This is a genomic window from Streptomyces sp. SD15, from assembly GCF_054462255.1.
Genome location: NZ_JBTLMO010000001.1, coordinates 18476 through 36234 on the forward strand (window position 1 = coordinate 18476; position 17759 = coordinate 36234).

Sequence of the window (17759 nt, forward strand, 5' to 3'; positions counted from 1 at the left end):
GGGAGGTGAAGGGAACGACCACGCCAGCCGGCGTCCGGTCTGGTGATCACCGGTAGGCAGACCAGCGCTCTGACCAGCACCTTTACAGAAGCCCTTCCGTCTGGAGGAAGCCGCCTTGCGCGGTGGACTCTCCCGTCAGGACCCTGAAGCCAACCAGGCACGCGGGGCGACGACGCCCCGCCGACAGGGACGGGAACTGCCATGCCGCACATGACCACTTTCGCCAGGAACCAGTGGTACGTCGCCGCCTACTCGCACGAGGTCGGGCGTGAGCTGCTCGGGCGGACGATCCTCGACGAGCCGCTCGTCTTCTACCGGACCGAGGACGAGCGGACGGCCGTCGCGCTGGCCGACCGGTGCGTGCACCGGCGCTTCCCGCTCTCGGAGAGCCGGCTGGACGGCGACCGGATCGTGTGCGGGTACCACGGGTTCACGTACGACATGACGGGCAGCTGCGTGTACGTGCCGGGCCAAAAACGCATACCGCGCACGGCCCGTGTCGCCTCCTACCCGGTGGTCGAACAGGACTCCCTGATCTGGGTCTGGATCGGCGACCCGGCGCTCGCCGACCCGGGGGCCATTCCGCGCGCCCGGCACCTCGACTCCCCCGACTGGGTCACCGTCTGCGGCATGGAGCCCATCGACGCCGACTACGGACTCCTCGTCGACAACCTCCTCGACCTCTCCCACGAGACCTATCTGCACGGCGGTTACATCGGCACGCCCGAGGTCGCCGAGACGCCGATCACCACCGAGGTCGACGAGGGCGCGGGCATCGTGCGGGTCAGCCGGCACATGGACGACGCCGAGTGCCCGCCGTTCTACGCCCGCTCGACCGGCATCGAGGGCCGAATCACCCGCTGGCAGGACATCGAGTACCACGCGCCGTGCCTGTATCTGCTGCACAGCCGGATCGCCCCGGTCGGGGTGCTTCCCGCGGCGGACGGCAGCGACCCGAACGGCTTCCACACCGAGATCACGTACGCGATCACGCCGTCGCGCGACGGTCATGTCTACGACTTCTGGGCGGTCTCCCGGGACTTCGCCCGCGAGGACGAGGACGTCAGCACGTTTCTGCGGGACTTCAACCACACGGTCGTCATGCAGGACGTCGACGCGCTGAATCTGCTGCAGAAGACCCTCGGCACCGAGCGGACCGGTTACCAGGAGCTGAGCATCAACATCGACACCGGCGGTCTCGCGGCCCGCCGCATCCTCGCCCGGCTGGTCGAGGAGGGCGCCAAGCCGATGGAGAAGGTCCAGTGACGTCGCCCACGGGCGAGATCTACCGCATCGACTGGCTGCCGGGCACGGACGTCCTGCACGGCACCTGTCACTGCGGCGCCGAGCACACCGCCCAGGACCCGATCGAGATGTGGGAGTGGATGCTCGCCCACCCCGAAGGTCACACGCCCCGAGGAAGCGGACAATGACCGAGTTGTACGAGGCCGAACTCATCGTGCAGCAACGGGAGTTCATGGCCGACGGGGTGCTCGCGCTCACCTTGCGCCACCCGCTCGGCGAGGAACTCCCCGACTGGGAGCCGGGCGCCCATGTCGACGTCGTGGTCGGGCCCGAGCTGGAGCGGCAGTACTCGCTGTGCGGCGATCCGACGGACCGTCAGGCGTGGCGCATCGCGGTGTTGCGGGAGCCGGACGGGCGCGGTGGATCGTCGTACGTGCACGAGAAGTTGGACCACGGCGACACGGTCCGCGTGCGCGGTCCGCGCAACCACTTCGCCCTCGCCCCCGCCCCTCGCTACCGCTTCGTCGCAGGCGGCATCGGCATCACGCCGATCCTGCCGATGCTCGCCGCCGCGGAGGCCGCGGGCGCGGAGTGGACGCTGCTGTACGGCGGGCGGACGCGCAACTCCATGGCTTTCACTGAGGAGTTGGGCCGGTACGGGGATCGGGTGACGATCGCTCCCCAGGACGAGAGCGGGCTGCTGGACCTCGACTCCGTGCTCACCGGGGTCCGCGAGGGCACCCTCGTCTACTGCTGCGGGCCCGGCGCGCTGCTGGACGCCATGGAGGAGCGGTGTCCCGCCGGGCTGCTGCGTGTCGAGCGCTTCCAGCCGAAGGTTCAGGACACGGGCGCGGACCGTGAGTTCGAGGTGGAGCTCGCGCGTACCGGCCGCACGCTGACCGTGCCCGCGGACGTCTCCGTGCTCGACACCGTGCGCGCCGCGGGTGTCGAGGTGCTCTACTCCTGCACCGAAGGCACCTGCGGAACCTGCGAGACGGAGGTCGTCGAAGGCACGCCGGACCACCGGGACTCGGTGCTGACCGAGGAGGAGCGGGCGGCGGGCGAGACCATGCTCATCTGTGTCTCCCGCTGCCGGGGGAAGCGGCTCGTGCTGGACCTGTAGACATTCGGAGATCGGCTTCGATCCGTGCGACTGTGGCGAGGAGAGGGGGCAGCAGCTCGCGGCGTACGGACGCGGCCGAGTTGCGGCCCGCGTGCACCGGGATGTTCACGGCCGCCACCACCTCGCCGTCCCGGTCCCGCACCGGGGCGGCGACCGAGCGCAGACCCTCCTCCAACTCCTGGTCGACGAGGGCGTATCCCTGACGCCGTACGCGGCGCAGCTCGGCCCGCAACTGCTGTGCCGAGACGATGGTGCGGGTGGTCAGGGGCCGTAACTCGACGCGGGCCAGCCGGGCTTCGATCTCCTCGTCCGGCAGCTGCGCGAGAATCGCCCGCCCCACGGAGGTGACGTGGGCCGGGAAGCGGGTGCCGAGGGTGATCGTCGCGGTCATGATGCGATGTGCGGGCACCCGCGCCACGTACACGATGTCGTCGCCGTCGAGTACGCACAGGGACGACGATTCCCTTACCCGGTCGACGAGTTGCTCCAGATGCGGTTCGGCGATCCTGGGCAGGGTGAAGCCGGAGAGGTAGGAGTAGCCGAGTTCCAGCACGCGTGGGGTGAGCCGGAACATCCGGCCGTCCGAGTTCACGTATCCGAGGTCGACGAGCGTCAGCAGGAAGCGGCGGGCCGCCGCGCGGGTCACCTCACAGCGGCGCGCCACTTCACTGAGCGTCAGTTCCGGGTGGTCGGCGTCGAAGGCGCGGATGACCGCGAGGCCGCGCTCGAAGGACCGGACGAAATGCGGTGCGCGTGCTGCGGCAGGCATCGTCGCCTCCAATTGGACGCACTGCGTGCGCGATCCGCGCACGTCAGGAACACATTTTGATAACTGTCAACAATATTGTCAGCCATGGCCATTGACCTCGTCGCTACGAGGGCTCTACCTTCCCGCTGAGCACCATTGTGCGGTGTGCGCACAGCCTGTCGGAACACTGTCGTCTGCACAGGAGGAGCCATGCGTCGTCTGTTCGCCGGTCTCGCGGCCGGAGCCTTGCTGGTCGCCGCGTCGGCCTGTGGCTCGTCCGACGACTCCGGAACGTCGGACAAGGGCACGTCGTCCGGCGGTTCCACCACGGTCAAGGTGGGAATCATCCCCATCGTCGATGTCGCGCCCCTCTACCTGGGCCAGGAGAAGGGCTTCTACAGCAAGCGGGGCCTGAAGCTGTCCATGACGACCGCACAGGGCGGCGCGGCGATCGTGCCGGGCGTGACCAGCGGTCAGTTCCAGTTCGGGTTCTCCAACATGACCTCGCTGATGGTCGCCCAGTCCAACGGCGTACCCGTGCAGGCCGTCGCCAACGGCATCGCCTCAACGGGCGCCCAGGGCAAGGACTTCGGCGCCCTCACGGTGAAGAAGGACAGCCCGGTCAAGTCGGCGAAGGACCTCGAGGGCAAGAAGGTCGCCATCAACACCCTCAAGAACATCAACGAGAGCGCGGTGCGCGAGTCGGTGCGCAAGGCGGGTGGCGATCCCGACAAGGTGAACTTCGTCGAACTCGCCTTCGACCAGATGCCCGCGGCCCTGGACGGCGGCCAGATCGACGCCGCCATGGTGGTCGAGCCGGCGCTGGCCACCGTCAAGAGCCAGGGCGCGCGCGAGATCGCCTCACCCCTGGTCGACGTCGCGGAGGGCCTGACCGTCGCGATGTACTTCACATCCACGCAGTACGCGCAGCAGAACCCGGACGTGGTGAAGAAGTTCCAGGAGGCCACGGCCGAGTCCCTCGCCTACGCCGACGCCCACCCGGACGAGGTCCGCGAGACCGTCACCACGTACACGAAGATCCCCGCCGACGTACTGGCGCAGGTGATCCTGCCGAAGTGGCCGGCCGAACCGAACCGGGCGTCGATCGACGCGCTGGAGAAGCTGGGCGAGCAGGACGGGCTGTTCAAGTCGACGCCCGACCTCGACAAGTTGCTGCCGTGAGGGGGCTGAACGCCGTACTGGGTGCGGCCGGGCTCGCGGCCTTCCTCGCCCTGGGCGAGGCGGTGCCGCGGCTCGGTCTTGTCAAGGAGGCCTACTTCCCGCCGACCAGCCGCATCGCCGACGCGCTCGGGCAGGAGGTCAACGACGACGCCTTCTGGACCGCCCTCGGTGACACCCTCACCGGCTGGGCGCTGGGCCTGGTGATCGCGGTCGGCGCGGGCGTCGCCGTGGGCCTGGTCGTCTCGGTCGTGCCGTATCTGCGGGAGGCCACGGCCTCGACGATCGAGTTCCTCCGCCCGATCCCCTCCGTCGCCCTCATCCCCGTCGCCGTCCTCCTCTACGGCACCGAACTCCGCTCCGTCCTCCTCCTCGTCGTGTACGCCTCCTTCTGGCAGGTCCTCGTCCAGGTCCTGTACGGCGTCCAGGACGTCGACCCGGTCGCGGAGGAGACGGCCCGCTCCTACGGCCTCGGCACCTGGGCCCGCGTACGGCACGTCCTGTGGCCCACGGCTCTGCCGTACGTCATGACGGGTGTCCGGCTGGCCGCCGCGGTCGCCCTCATCCTCGCCGTGACCGCCGAACTCGTCATCGGGGCCCCGGGGTTGGGCGCGCGGATCGCGGTCGCCCAGACCTCGGGGGCCGTCCCGGACATGTACGCGCTGGTGGTGGTCACGGGTCTGCTCGGCCTCGTGATCAACGTGGGCGCCCGCACGGTGGAGCGGCGGGCGCTGGCCTGGCACCAGTCGGTGCGCGGGGAGGTGACGGTGTGAGAGGGATCCTGCTGCGGGTGCTGTCACGGATCCTCTTCGTCGTCGCCCTGCCCGCCCTGGTCGTCGCCGGCTGGTGGCTGGCCTCCGACGGCAGCACCGACGTCTACTGGCCGCCCCTGCGCACGATCCTGAAGACCTTCCCGGACGTCTGGACGGGCGAGCGGCTGCGCGCCGACGTCCTGCCCAGTGTGCTGCGTCTGCTCGCCGGTTACCTGTCGGCGGCCGTCGTGGGCGTGGCGCTGGGCACGGTCATCGGCTCGTACCGCCGGGTGCGGGCCGTGTGCGAACCGGTCCTGGAGTTCCTGCGCGCGGTGCCGCCGCCCGTCCTCATCCCCGTCATCATGCTGTTCGCGGGCATCGGCGACACCATGAAGATCGCCGTGATCGCCAGTGGCTGCATCTGGCCGATCCTGCTCAACACCGTCGAGGGGGTACGGGCGGTCGACTCCGTGATGGCGGAGACGGCGCGTTCGTACGGCATCACGGGCGTCGCCCGACTGCGGACCGTGGTGCTGCCCTCGGCGAGCCCACAGATCTTCGCGGGCCTGCGCCAGGCCCTCTCCGTCGGCATCATCCTGATGGTCATCAGCGAGATGTTCGCGCCCAGCAACGGCCTCGGCTTCACCATCGTGCAGTTCCAGCGCGGCTTCGCGATCCCCGACATGTGGACCGGGATCCTCGTCCTCGGTCTGCTCGGCTTCCTGCTCTCCGTCGTCTTCCAACTGGTCGAGCGGCGTGTGCTCGGCTGGTACCACGGCCTGCGCTCCACCCGGCGGTCCTCGTGAAGCTCATGAAAGGGCGGTCCATGCTCGACGTACGCGGCCTGAAGAAGGTCTACGAGGGTTCGGGGCGCCGGGTCGAGGCGGTCCGCGATCTCACCTTCACCGTCGACGCCGGCGAACTGGTCTGTCTGGTCGGTCCGTCGGGGTGCGGCAAGACGACCCTGCTGAAGTGCATGGGCGGGCTCCTCACCCCGACGGCGGGCGAGGTGCTGCTCGCGGGCCGGCCGGTGAGCGGGCCGCCGCCCGGGATGGCGTTCGTGTTCCAGGAGTACGGGCGCAGCCTGTTTCCCTGGATGCGGGTCGGGGATAACGTCGAACTACCCCTCAAGCAGAAGGACTTGGGTAAGTCACGGCGGCGCGAACTGGTCGCGGACGCGCTGAAGTCGGTCGGTCTCTCGGATGCCGCCGGGGCGTATCCGTGGCAGCTGTCCGGCGGTATGCAGCAGCGGGTCGCCATCGCCCGCGCACTGGCGTACGAGCCCGATGTGCTGCTGATGGACGAGCCGTTCGCGGCGGTGGACGCTCAGACGCGGGCCGATCTGGAGGACCTCGTCCGGGGGCTGTGGCGGGAGCGCGGGATCACGATCCTGTTCGTCACGCACGACATCGACGAGGCCGTGTACCTGGGTGAGCGGGTGGTCGTCCTGTCCGCCTCCCCCACCGTGGTCCAGGAGCAGCTGAAGGTTGATCTCCCTGACGAGCGCGACCAGTTGCACACCCGGGTCGCCCCGCGCTTCGCCGAACTACGGACCCATGTGTACGAGCAGATCCAGGCGGCGAAGCGCGGAACGCCCTCCGACCTCAAGACAGATACGCCTCCACCTCACTGAACTGGGCTGCCGGCCAGCCCGTGTTGCCGGTGACGCTCACCCTCAGATAGCGCAGGTTCGTTCCGCTGGGCAGCGGCACGGTGACCGTGTTTCCGGTGGCCGGGTCGAAGCGGTAGCCCGCCGAGGCGACGACGGTCGAGTACGCCGTGCCGTCCGTGCTTCCCTGCACGGACAGAGTCTGCGTGCGCGCGCCCCAGGCCGCGGCGGGCGGGAGTTTCAGAACGACCTTGCGGGAAGCCTGAGTTGAGCCGAGGTCGACCGTCAAGGCCTGCGGGAAGACGTTGTTGGTGGACTCCCAGTAGGTGTTCGCGTTGCCGTCGACGGCGTTGCCGGGTGTGTAGACGTCCTGCGAGCCGGTCGCGGTGGCGGGGCGGCCGATCGCGAGGTTGCGCGCCGGGTCGGGGTCCGGGTTTCCGGAGCCGGGCTGCGGCCAGCTGTTGCAGTCCGACCAGGTGGTGTCCCAGCCGGAGTTGCCGCCGCCGTTGGTGAGCGTGAAGACACCCGAGCCGGTCGGGTACGGGCAGTTGTAGACACCCGCCGCGCCGACGCCGGTGGCCTGGACGTTGCTGAACTTCGCCGCACCCTGCGTCTCGGCCTGGACGACTACGGTGCCGACCCTGCTGACCGTCGCGCCGGTCACGTTCACGTTGCTCGTCGCGTAGCCGCGCCCGCCGCCCGACACGAACTCGAAGGCGCTGTACGGGCTGTCGGTGATCGTGGTGTTGGTGATGTTGACCGTGGCGTTGATCGCGCTGTCGTAGGAGTCGACGCGCAGCGCGCCCATCGGGTGGTTCCAGTTGGGGTTCATCGCGCCGGCGCGCACGAGCGTGTTGCCGTCGACCGAGATGGTGCCGGCCAGCGGGTGGAACGGGTCGAGGAACTTCTGGTTGGAGATGGCGATACCACTGCCCAGGGCGTTGGTGTCGGAGACCAGGTTGTTCGTCACCGCGATGTCGGTGCCGCCGTAGATCGCGATGCCGTTGGCGAGGTTCGGCTGCGTGATGGTGTTGTTCTCGAAGCTGCTGTTGGTGTCGGGCGCGTAGAGCGACCACATGGCGAGCGCGTCGTCGCCGTTGTTGCGCAGGAAGTTGTTGCGGACGCGGACACCGCGCGCGTTGCCGTTGAGGTTGAGGCCGTCGGCGGTGGTGTCGAGGATGCGGTTGTTCTCGACGACGAGGTTGTCGTTGTTGCCCGTCAGCCAGAGGCCGACCTTGAGGTGCTGGAGCCACATGCCGGAGACCGTCGAGTTCGTGCCCAGCGAGCCGTTGACAAAGTTGTCCGGGTTGGAGTCGACGCGTTCGGTGACCTCGCCGATGACCGCGAAGTCCTTGAGGTGGACGCCTCCGGACGAGCTGGTCTGGTCGATGAAACGCGAGGTGCGCACGGTGGAGTACCAGCTGCCCGCGCCTTGGAGGGTGACGTTCGCGACGCCGTTCAGCGAGGAGGTGATGCGGTAGTCGCCCGGCGGGATCCACACGACTCCCCCTTGCGCCGCGGAGATCGCGTCCCGGAAGGCCTGCGTCGAGTCACCCTGGCCAGTGGGGTCCGCGCCCCGGTCGGTGACGGACACCGAGCCCGCGGGTCTGGTGGCAGCCGCGGCGACCTGCTCGAAGTCGGCGACGTCCACGGTGACTTGGGTGGCGGCGGCCTGGAAGGCGACTTTGTCGCCCGCCTGCACGTTCTGGCCGAGGAGCAGCCGGGCGTTGTCGTAGAAGTGGTGGGTCTTGGCGCCGGCGATCCAGGAGGTGTCGACGTACGAGTACTTGGAGGTGACGGGGAGGGTCTTGGCGAGCTTGGTGCCGTTGACGTACACGTCGAGCGTGCCGGACTGGCCGTCCAGGACGCTGTAGGAGACGTTCACCGCGTTGGCCGCTCGGGGGACGGTGAACTCGACGCGCTGGCCCGCGTTCAGCTGTACGGCCTGCCTCCCGGAGGCCTCTGAGGCAAGCGTGCCCTGGGTGTAGTCGGGGCCGATCCTCGTGCCCGTGGAGGTGGCGGACTCGGCCTCGACGGAGGTGAAGGGCAGGTTGGCGCCCGCGACCGTCACCGCGGAGTGGGCCGTGGTGGCGCTGAGCATGTCGGCGGCGAGGGCTACGGCCACCGCCGTTGCCACTACTGGCATGCTCCTGACAGAACTCGACATCTGCTGATCCCTTTCATCGTGGGGTTGCGGGATAGCGGGGTGGTGCGGCGGCCGGGCTGCGGCGTCAGGCGCGCAGCCAGGCCGCCGTGTCCTGGGGGAGGTGGCCCTCGGCGTCCAAGGGGCCGCTGGTGAGGAGGAGTTGGGTGTGGTCGGGGAGTTCGGCGGGGGTGTCGGACAGATTGACCACGCAGAGCGTGCCGTCCGTGCGGGCGAAGGCGAGGACGCCGTCAGGGGTGGGCAGCCAGGTCAGTGGGCCGTCGCCGAAGCCCGGCTCGGTTCGGCGGATGCGAAGCGCCTCGCGGTAGAGGACGAGCATCGAAGCGGGGTCGGCTGCCTGGTGGTCGGCCGCGTAGGCCGGCCAGCCCGCGGGTTGCGGAAGCCAGGGCTCACCGCCGAAGCCCGCGTGGGGCGACGAGGCGGTCCACGGCAGCGGGACCCTGCACCCGTCCCGGCCCGGGTCGGTGCCGCCGGAGCGGAAGTGCATCGGGTCCTGGATGCGGTCGCGCGGTATCTCCGCCTCGGGCAGGCCGAGTTCCTCTCCCTGGTAGACGTAGACGGCGCCGGGCAGCGCGAGTGAGAGCAGGGCGGCGGCGCGGGCGCGCCGGGTGCCGAGGGCGAGGTCGGTGGGGGTGCCGAAGGCCTTGGTGGCGAAGTCGAAGCCGGTGTCGGTGCGGCCGTAGCGGGTGACCGTGCGCGTCACGTCGTGGTTGCACAGCACCCAGGTGGCGGGCGCGCCGACCGGGGCGTGCTCGGCGAGGGTCTCGTCGATCGACGTACGCAGCCGTCCGGCGTCCCAAGGGCAGGACAGAAAGGAGAAGTTGAAGGCGGTGTGCAGTTCGTCCGGGCGGAGGTAGCGGGCGAAGCGCTCGGTGTCGGGGAGCCAGACCTCGCCGACGAAGATGCCGTCGTAGGCGTCGGCGACCGTGCGCCAGGAGCGGTAGATGTCATGGAGTTCGTCGCGGTCGACGAAAGGGTGCGGGTCGCGGCCCTCGACGAAGTCGGGGAGGTCCGGGTCCTTCGCGGGCAGCGCGGCCGAGTCGATGCGGACGCCGGCCACGCCCCGTTCGAACCAGAAGCGCAGGACGTCCTCGTGTTCCTGCCGGACCGCCGGGTGCGCCCAGTTGAGGTCGGGCTGCTCGGGGGTGAACAGGTGGAGGTACCAGTCGCCGTCGGGCAGCCGGGTCCAGACGGGTTCGGTGGAGCCCGCGAACTGGGACGGCCAGTCGTTGGGCGGGAGTTCGCCGTGTGCGCCGCGTCCGGGGCGGAAGTGGAACAGCTCGCGCTCGGGGCTGCCGGGGCCGGCCGCGAGGGCCGCGCGGAACCAGGCGTGCTGGTCGGACACGTGGTTCGGCACGATGTCGACGAGGGTGCGGATGCCCAGCTCCCGCGCTTCGGCCATGAGCTTCTCCGCCTCGGCGAGGGTTCCGAAGGCCGGGTCGATGGCACGGTAGTCGGCGACGTCGTAGCCGCCGTCGGCCATGGGTGACAGGTACCAGGGGTTGAACCACAGGGCGTCCACGCCGAGTTCGGCGAGGTAGGGGAGTTTGGCGCGGACGCCCGCGAGGTCGCCGGTGCCGTCGCCGTCGCCGTCCGCGAAGCTGCGGACGTACACCTGGTAGATGACGGCGGAGCGCCACCATTCGCCCTGGGTGCGGGCAGGGGAATGCTGTCCCACGGTGCCTACCTTTCTGTGAAGCTCTGGAAGGGGGTGGGGTCAGCCCTTCGTGCTGCCCGCGCTGATCCCGGCGATGATGTGCCGCTGGAACACCAGGAACATCGCCACCATGGGGATACTGGCGATCACCATCGCGGCGAGCAGCACGGTCAGCGGGATGTTCTGCGACAGCTGGACGAGGGCCACGCTGATGGGCTGTTTGTCGGTGTCGGAGAAGACCATCAGCGGCCAGAGGAAGTCCTGCCAGACGGCGACCAGGGCGAAGATCGACACGACTCCCAGGACCGGCCTGGACATGGGCAGCACGATCGACCAGAGGGTGCGCAGCCGTCCGGCGCCGTCGATCTCGGCGGCCTCCAGGACATCGCGCGGGATCTGGTCGAAGAAGCGCTTGAGGAGGTAGAGGTTGAAGGCGTTGGCCACCGCGGGCAGCCAGATGCCGAGCGGGTCGTTGAGCAGGCTCACGTGGATGAGCGGGAGGTCCGCGACGGTCAGGTACTTCGGGACGACCAGTGCCTGCGCGGGGACCATCAGGGTGGCGAGGATGCCGCCGAGGACGATCTTGCCTAAGGCGGGCTTGAGCTTGGACAGGGCGTACGCGGCGGCCGTACAGAAGACGAGTTGGAGAATCCAGGCGCCGGTGGCCTGCACCACCGTGTTCCAGAGGTGGGTGGGCAGGTCCATCAGGTCCCAGGCGTCGGTATAGCCGGTGATGCTCCACCTGTCGGGGACGAGCGTCGGGGGTGTGCGGGTGACCTCGTCCGGCGACTTCATGGCGCCGGTGACCATCCAGTAGACGGGGAAGAGGAAGGCGAGCGCGAAGAGCAGGACCACGCCCGAGAAGACCGTCCAGTAGAGGGTCTTGCCGCGGCGGCGGGCCAGGGTGAGCGGTGAGACGAGCGTGCGGGTGCTCATGAGTCCTCACCTCCGGAGCTGGTCAGCTTCAGATAGAGCGCGGAGAAGGCGCTGAGCAGGACGAGGAGCATGACGCTCAGGGCGCAGGCTCCGCCGAAGTCGTTGTAGAGGAAGGCGTACTTGTAGATCAGGTACAGGACCGTCACGGTCGAGTTCTCCGGGCCGCCGCCCGTGATGACGAACGGTTCCGTGAAGATCTGCATCGTGGCGATGATCTGCAGCAGCATCAGCATGAGGATGATGAAGCGGGTCTGCGGGATCGTCACATGGCGGACACGCTGCCAGATGTTCGCGCCGTCCAGCTCGGCCGCCTCGTACAGCTCACCGGGGATGCTCTGCAGCGCGGCCAGGTAGATGAGGACGGTGCCGCCGAGGTTGGCCCAGGTGGCGACGATGACGAGGGAGACGAGGGCGGTGTCGGCGCCGTTGGACCAGTTCGAGGTGGGCAGGTGCAGGAAGCGCAGCGCCTCGTTCGCCAGGCCCGCTCCGGGATCGTAGAACCACTTCCAGAGCAGGGCGCTGACCACCGGCGGGATCATCACCGGCAGATAGACCACGACTCTGAAGAAGGCCTTCGCGTGCCGGAGTTCGTTCAGCACCAGCGCCATCACGAAGGGGACGGCGAAGCCGATGAGCAGGGCGAGGAGCGTGAAGGTCAGGGTGTTGCGCCAGGCGGCCGCGAACTCCGGGTCGTGGAAGACGCGGGTGAAGTTCTCTGTGCCGACCCACTCCGCCTCCGCCCCGGGCGTGTACTTCTGGAAGGCGATCACGACCGCGCGGATCGCCGGGTACCAGGAGAACAGCGCGAAGCAGAGCAGGCCGCCGATGAGGAAGCCGTACGCGCGGGACTGGTCGGCCAGGCGCCGGCGCAGTGGACGCCTGTGAGGTCCTGGCCTGGGTGCCTCCACCGGCCGTACAGCCGTCGGTGGAGGCACCGCGGGCTTCGATGCGGTCTTCATGAACGGTGTCAGCCCCGGGCCAGAATGGAGTCGATCTTGCCGGACGCGTCGCTCAGGAGCTTGTCGATGTCGGCGTCCTTCTTGGTGAGCACAGCGGAGACGGCGCCGTCCAGGACGGAGTAGATCTGCTGGGCCTGCGGCGGCTCGATCTTCATCTCCAGGCTCTGGTTGCCGTCGAGGAAGGCCTGGTAGTTCTCCACCGGGACGTTCGCGTTGGCTTCCTTGACCTGCTGGTCCTTCTCGTCCGCCGCGCCGGTGAACAGGCGGGGCTCGGGCAGTCCGACGGGTGCGTCGTTCTGCTTGGCGCGGGCGTAGTCACCGAGGAAGCCGTCGCCGGGGGTGAGGAACATCGAGTCGAGCCACTTCAGGCCCGCCTTGATCTGCTCGGGCGTCGCCTTCTTGTTGAACATGTAGCCGTCGCCGCCGATGAGCGTGCCCTGGCCGCCGGGCATGGGCGCGAGGGCGAGGTCGTTGTAGTTGCCGCCCTTCTCCTTGACCAGGATCGGGATGTTGTCCGGCGCGGAGAGGTACATGCCGAGCTTCCCGGAACCCATCATCTGCTGGACGTCGTTGATGACGAGGAGCTGCTTGCTGCCCATGGAGTTGTCGGTCCAGCGCATGTCCTTGAGGTTCTGCAGGACGGCCTTGCCCTCGGGGGTGTCGATGGTGGCCGACTTGCCGTCCTCGCTGACGACGTCGCCGCCCTGCGAGTAGAGCTCGGCGGTGAAGTGCCAGCCGCCCTGGTTCTGGGCGCTGTAGTCGGCGTAGCCGACGGTGCCGTTGCCGAGCCCGGCTATCGCTTTGGCGGCCGCGCGCAGTTCCTCCCAGGTCGCCGGGGGTTTCTCCGGGTCGAGGCCCGCCTGCTCGAAGAGCTTCTTGTTGTAGATCAGGCCCATCGAGTAGCCGGTGCGCGGGACGCCGTAGATCTTGCCGTCGACGGTGTAGATGTCGCGCAGCTGCTGCTGGATGGTGTCGTAGCTCTTGAGGTCCTTGACGTAACTCGTGATGTCGGCGGCCTGGTTGATGTCCACGACGTGCTTGGCGTCGGTGAAGTAGGTGTAGAAGACGTCCTCCATCTGGCCTCCGGCCAGCTTGGCGTCGAACGTCTTGGGGTCCTGACACGGGAACGCGTCATGCGCGACGACGTCGATGGCCGGGTTGGCCTTCTCGAAGGCCTTGATGTCCGCCTCGAAGAACGAGCGGTCGACCTTCGCGCTCTTGGGCGGCATGCAGTTGACGGTGATGCTGGTCTTGCCGTCGGCCGTGTCGTCGCTCGAACCGCAGGCGGTGGCGGTGAGCGCGAAAGAACACGCCATGAGCGTGATGAAGGTACGGCGGAACCCGGTGCTTCTCATCGGTGGACCCCTTCGGGCAGGAGCGGGTGGAACCCTTTGGCAACCCGTGGCCTGGAGCGGTGGGCGCCGCACACTCAAGCACCGACGACATCGGTCCGCAAGATGTCGCGCAGAATATGGAAATATTTGACAGCCACGCGTATCTCAGTGGCGAGGCGCTTGCGCAGTGGACCCTCGCACCACCAACTCCGGCTCGAACAGCAGCTCTTCGGCGGTGACACTGCTGCCGCCGATCTGAGCGTTCAGCAGCTCGACGGCAGCGCGCCCCATGGCCTCGATGGGCTGGCGCACGGTGGTCAGCGGGGGCTCGGTGCAGTTCATGAACGCCGAGTCGTCGTAGCCGACCACGGAGACCTCGCCCGGGACGGAGAGTCCCTTGCGGCGGGCGGCCCGTACGGCGCCGAGCGCGAGGGGGTCGCTGGCGCAGATGATGCCGGTGACACCCCGGTCGAGCAGCCGGGTGGCCGCGGCCTGTCCGCCTTCCAGGGAGAACATGGCCCGGGCGACGTGCTCGTCGGGCAGGTCGGGGGCGAGCACGCGCGCCGCCGCGAGCTTGCGCCCCGAGGGCATGTGGTCGCCGGGGCCGAGGACCAGCCCGATGTGCTCGTGGCCGAGCGAGTCCAGGTGGCGCCAGGCCTGTTCGACGGCGACGGCGTCGTCGCAGGAGACGCAGGGGAACCCCAGGTGCTCGATGGCCGCGTTCACCAGCACCACCGGGATGTTGCGGTCCGCGAGCTGCCGGTAGTGGTCGTGCGGCGCGTCCGCCTGCGCGTACAGACCGCCCGCGAACACCACACCGGAGACCTGCTGTTGGAGCAGCAGCTCCACGTAGTCCGCCTCGGAGACGCCGCCTTTGGTCTGGGTGCACAGCACCGGGGTGAGACCGAGCTGCGCGAGCGCCCCGCCGATCACTTCGGCGAACGCCGGGAAGATCGGGTTCTGCAGCTCGGGCAGCACGAGGCCCACGAGCCGGGCGCGTTCACCGCGCAGCTGCGTGGGCCTCTCGTAGCCGAGCACGTCCAGTGCGGAGAGCACCGCCTGCCGGGTGGAATCGGAGACTCCGGGCTTGCCGTTGAGCACCCGGCTGACCGTGGCCTCGCTGACCCCGACCTTCTTCGCCACCTGAGCAAGTCGTCGCGTCATGCACGCAAGAATATCGCAAGATATGCAAACGGCTTGCGTAGCGGCAGATGGATCGGCTGGATCCCGTGCGAGTGGATCAGCTGGATCCCGTGCGAGTGGATCAGCTGGATCCCGTGCGAGTGGATCAGCTGGATCCCGTGCCGGTGGATCAGCCGGGTCGGCGAGCGGCCCAGAGGCCTCGGACATGGCCCAGGTGACGGGTCATCACTTCGCGTACGGCGTCCTTGTCGCGGTCGAGGAGCGCGTCGAGGAGTTCGAGGTGCTCCTCCGCGGAGTCCTGCAGGCGGCCCGCCTCGACGAGGGCGTTGAGGCCGTAGAGACGGGAGCGCTTGCGCAGCTCGCCGACGACCTCGACCAGGTGCGCGTTGCCCGCGAGGGCGAGGAGGCCGAGGTGGAAGCGGATGTCCGCCTCGACGTACGCGATGAGGTCGCCGGCCACCGCGGCGGTCACGATCTCCCGGGCGGCCGGGCGCAGCGCCTCCAAAGAGACGGGGTCCGCGGTGGTGGCCAGCTCCACGGTGGTGGGAATCTCGATGAGTGCGCGGATGTGCGTGTACTCGTCGAGCTGCTTCTCGGAGACGGCGGTGACCCGGAAGCCCTTGTTGGGCACGGCGTCGACCAGGCCCTCCTTGGCGAGGTCGAGCATGGCCTCGCGCACCGGGGTGGCGGAGACGCCGAAGCGGGCGGCGAGTGTCGGCGCGGAGTAGACCTCACCCGCGCGCAGCTCGCCCGCGATCAGCGCGGCCCGCAGGGCGTCGGCGACGCGCTCGCGGTAGCTGCTCTTCCCGCCGAGCGTCGGCAGGGCGGGAGCGGCAGAGGGTGCGCTGCTGCGCTGGGCGGCCATGGGGTGTCTCCTCGTACGGCATATGCAATGTCACGCGCTACCAGTATCTCCGGAAGGTCCTAGAGGACGAATCCGGCCGGGAACGGATCGGAGGGGTCGAGCAGGTACTGGGCGGTCCCGGTGATCCAGGCACGGCCCGTGAAGCTGGGCAGCACAGCGGGGATTCCGGCGACCTCGGTGGTGCCGAGCAGTCGGCCGGTGAACTGCGTCCCGATGAAGGACTCGTTCACGAACTCGGTGTGGAGCGGGAGTTCACCCCGGGCGTGCAGCTGCGCCATGCGCGCGCTGGTGCCCGTACCGCAGGGTGAGCGGTCGAACCAACCGGGGTGGATCGCCATGGCGTGCCGGGAGTGGCGGGCGGTCGCACCCGGCGCGTACAGGTGGACGTGGTGGCAGCCGCGGATGGACGGGTCCTCGGGGTGCACGGGCTCGCCCTCCGCGTTGATGGCGTCCATCAGCGCCAGCCCTGCTTTCAGGATGTCGTCCTTGCGCGCCCGGTCGAAGGGCAGCCCGAACTGCTCCAGCGGCAGGATCGCGTAGAAGTTGCCGCCGTACGCGAGGTCGTACGTCACCGTCCTCCCGTCGGCGAGCGTGGCCTTGCGGTCGAGGCCGACGGAGAAGGACGGCACGTTCTTCAGGGTGACGGCTTTGGCGGCGCCGTCCTCGACCGCGACCTCGGCGACGACGAGACCCGCCGGGGTGTCGAGCCGGATGGTGGTGACCGGCTCGACGACCTCGACCATGCCGGTCTCGACGAGTACGGTCGCGACCCCGATGGTGCCGTGCCCGCACATCGGGAGGTAGCCCGAGACCTCGATGTAGATGACGCCGTAGTCGCAGTCGGGCCGGGTGGGCGGCTGGAGGATGGCGCCGCTCATCGCGGAGTGGCCGCGCGGCTCGTTCATCAGGAGCTGCTTGATGTCGTCGCGGTACTCGCGGAAGTACAGCCGCCGCTCGTTCATGGTCGCGCCGGGGACCGTGCCGATGCCGCCGGTGATCACCCGGGTGGGCATGCCCTCGGTGTGCGAGTCGACGGCGTGCAGGACGAGTTTGCTGCGCATGGGATCACTGACTCCTGACGAGGGAAGGCGGGTCAGGCGAGACCGGCGGCGACGGCCCGCTCCGTGGCGGCTCGGACGGCGGCCTCCTGCTCGGGCAGTAGCGGGACGCGCGGCGGGCGGACCGGACCGCCATGACGCCCGACGATGTCCATGGACAGCTTGATGGCCTGTACGAACTCGATCTTCGAGTCCCAGCGCAGCAGGGCGTGCAGCTGGCGGTAGAGCTTGCCCGCCGTGTCGAGGTCGCCCTCGACGGCGGCGTGGTACAGCTCGACGCTCGCGCCGGGCAGCGCGTTCGGGTAACCGGCCACCCAGCCCTTGGCGCCCGCGACGGCGAGTTCGAGGAGAACGTCGTCGGCACCGATCAACAGGTCGAGCCCTGGGGCGAGTTCGGCGAGCTGGTAGGCGCGGCGCACATCGCCGGAGAACTCCTTGACCGCGTGGATGTACCCCTCGTCGTACAGCTTCGCGAGCAGCTCGGGCACCAGGTCGACCTTGGTGTCGATGGGGTTGTTGTACGCGACGATCGGGATGCCCGCCTTGGCGACCTCCTCGTAGTGCGCGAGGACCGAGCGTTCGTCGGCGCGGTAGGCGTTCGGCGGCAGCAGCATCACGGACCGGCAGCCGGCGTCGCGGGCCTGTTCGGCCCAGCGACGGGACTCGGCGGAGCCGTAGGCGGCGACGCCGGGCATCACACGGGAGCCGCCGATGGCCGCGACCGCCGTCTCGACGACCTTGGCCCGCTCCTCGGGCGTGAGCACCTGGTACTCACCGAGGGAGCCGTTCGGTACGACGCCGTCGCAGCCGTTCTCGACGAGCCAGGCACAGTGTTCGGCGAACCTGTCGTGGTTCACGGAGAGGTCGTCGTTCAGCGGGAGCGCGGTGGCGACGAGGACTCCGCGCCAGGGGCGGTTCTCGGCGGTGGTCATGTACGGATCCCCTCTCAATAGGGTGTGACATTTTACTGATGGCCCCGGGGTACGG

The 17759-nt window shown here is 69.0% G+C and carries 17 protein-coding genes; 7 read left to right on the plus strand and 10 right to left on the minus strand.

The window, feature by feature from the left end; translation table 11 throughout:
* The first annotated feature begins 201 nt into the window (after positions 1 to 201).
* The 3 genes from ACX28W_RS00130 to ACX28W_RS00140 are packed head-to-tail and all read left to right on the plus strand — an operon-like array spanning position 202 to position 2368.
* Entirely contained in the window at positions 202 to 1266 is a 1065-nt protein-coding gene (locus tag ACX28W_RS00130; protein WP_458996671.1) for an aromatic ring-hydroxylating dioxygenase subunit alpha, read from the plus strand.
* Positions 1263 to 1433 carry a hypothetical protein gene (locus ACX28W_RS00135; protein WP_458996672.1) on the plus strand — a complete coding sequence of 57 codons (171 nt, stop codon included), beginning with the start codon at positions 1263 to 1265 and terminating at the stop codon, positions 1431 to 1433. The genes ACX28W_RS00130 and ACX28W_RS00135 overlap by 4 nt, the downstream gene beginning before the upstream one ends.
* A complete protein-coding gene (locus ACX28W_RS00140) occupies positions 1430 to 2368 on the plus strand; it encodes a PDR/VanB family oxidoreductase (protein ID WP_458996673.1) in 939 nt (312 codons plus the stop codon). The genes ACX28W_RS00135 and ACX28W_RS00140 overlap by 4 nt, the downstream gene beginning before the upstream one ends.
* Here the strand turns inward: ACX28W_RS00140 and ACX28W_RS00145 are convergent.
* Positions 2319 to 3137: an IclR family transcriptional regulator domain-containing protein gene (locus ACX28W_RS00145; RefSeq protein ID WP_458996674.1), complete on the minus strand. Its 819-nt coding sequence runs from the start codon at positions 3135 to 3137 to the stop codon at positions 2319 to 2321. The genes ACX28W_RS00140 and ACX28W_RS00145 overlap by 50 nt on opposite strands.
* A gap of 189 nt (positions 3138 to 3326) precedes the next feature.
* On the opposite strand from ACX28W_RS00145, the gene ACX28W_RS00150 reads away from it, so the two are divergent.
* The 4 genes from ACX28W_RS00150 to ACX28W_RS00165 are packed head-to-tail and all read left to right on the plus strand — an operon-like array spanning position 3327 to position 6680.
* Positions 3327 to 4298: an ABC transporter substrate-binding protein gene (locus ACX28W_RS00150; RefSeq protein WP_458996675.1), complete on the plus strand. Its 972-nt coding sequence runs from the start codon at positions 3327 to 3329 to the stop codon at positions 4296 to 4298.
* Complete coding sequence (locus ACX28W_RS00155; RefSeq protein ID WP_458996676.1) at positions 4295 to 5068, plus strand: ABC transporter permease; 774 nt, start codon at positions 4295 to 4297, stop codon at positions 5066 to 5068. The genes ACX28W_RS00150 and ACX28W_RS00155 overlap by 4 nt, the downstream gene beginning before the upstream one ends.
* A gap of 5 nt (positions 5069 to 5073) precedes the next feature.
* A complete protein-coding gene (locus tag ACX28W_RS00160; protein ID WP_458996978.1) occupies positions 5074 to 5853 on the plus strand; it encodes an ABC transporter permease in 780 nt (259 codons plus the stop codon).
* A gap of 20 nt (positions 5854 to 5873) precedes the next feature.
* Positions 5874 to 6680: an ABC transporter ATP-binding protein gene (locus tag ACX28W_RS00165; RefSeq protein WP_458996677.1), complete on the plus strand. Its 807-nt coding sequence runs from the start codon at positions 5874 to 5876 to the stop codon at positions 6678 to 6680.
* Here ACX28W_RS00165 and ACX28W_RS00170 read toward each other — a convergent pair.
* From ACX28W_RS00170 to ACX28W_RS00210, 9 genes are all read right to left on the minus strand, one after another.
* On the minus strand, positions 6652 to 8802 hold the full coding sequence (locus ACX28W_RS00170; RefSeq protein WP_458996678.1) for a discoidin domain-containing protein: 2151 nt from the start codon (positions 8800 to 8802) through the stop codon (positions 6652 to 6654). The genes ACX28W_RS00165 and ACX28W_RS00170 overlap by 29 nt on opposite strands.
* Before the next feature lie 85 nt (positions 8803 to 8887).
* A complete protein-coding gene (locus ACX28W_RS00175; protein ID WP_458996679.1) occupies positions 8888 to 10498 on the minus strand; it encodes a glycoside hydrolase family 13 protein in 1611 nt (536 codons plus the stop codon).
* Between the two features lie 39 nt (positions 10499 to 10537).
* Positions 10538 to 11413 carry a carbohydrate ABC transporter permease gene (locus ACX28W_RS00180; RefSeq protein ID WP_458996680.1) on the minus strand — a complete coding sequence of 292 codons (876 nt, stop codon included), beginning with the start codon at positions 11411 to 11413 and terminating at the stop codon, positions 10538 to 10540.
* Positions 11410 to 12372, minus strand: a complete 963-nt coding sequence (locus tag ACX28W_RS00185) for a carbohydrate ABC transporter permease (RefSeq protein WP_458996681.1) — start codon at positions 12370 to 12372, stop codon at positions 11410 to 11412. Before ACX28W_RS00185 ends, ACX28W_RS00180 begins: the two co-directional genes overlap by 4 nt.
* A gap of 8 nt (positions 12373 to 12380) precedes the next feature.
* Complete coding sequence (locus ACX28W_RS00190; protein WP_458996682.1) at positions 12381 to 13727, minus strand: ABC transporter substrate-binding protein; 1347 nt, start codon at positions 13725 to 13727, stop codon at positions 12381 to 12383.
* A 144-nt stretch (positions 13728 to 13871) separates the two neighbouring features.
* Positions 13872 to 14870, minus strand: coding sequence for a LacI family DNA-binding transcriptional regulator (locus ACX28W_RS00195; RefSeq protein WP_458996683.1), 999 nt, complete (start codon positions 14868 to 14870; stop codon positions 13872 to 13874).
* Positions 14871 to 15018: 148 nt separating this feature from the next.
* The gene (locus ACX28W_RS00200) at positions 15019 to 15714 is read right to left on the minus strand and encodes a GntR family transcriptional regulator (protein ID WP_458996684.1); all 696 of its coding nucleotides are present in this window, start codon (positions 15712 to 15714) and stop codon (positions 15019 to 15021) included.
* A gap of 59 nt (positions 15715 to 15773) precedes the next feature.
* A complete protein-coding gene (locus tag ACX28W_RS00205; RefSeq protein WP_458996685.1) occupies positions 15774 to 16775 on the minus strand; it encodes a proline racemase family protein in 1002 nt (333 codons plus the stop codon).
* 32 nt (positions 16776 to 16807) lie between these two features.
* Complete coding sequence (locus ACX28W_RS00210) at positions 16808 to 17704, minus strand: dihydrodipicolinate synthase family protein (RefSeq protein ID WP_458996686.1); 897 nt, start codon at positions 17702 to 17704, stop codon at positions 16808 to 16810.
* Between the last annotated feature and the right edge of the window lie 55 nt (positions 17705 to 17759).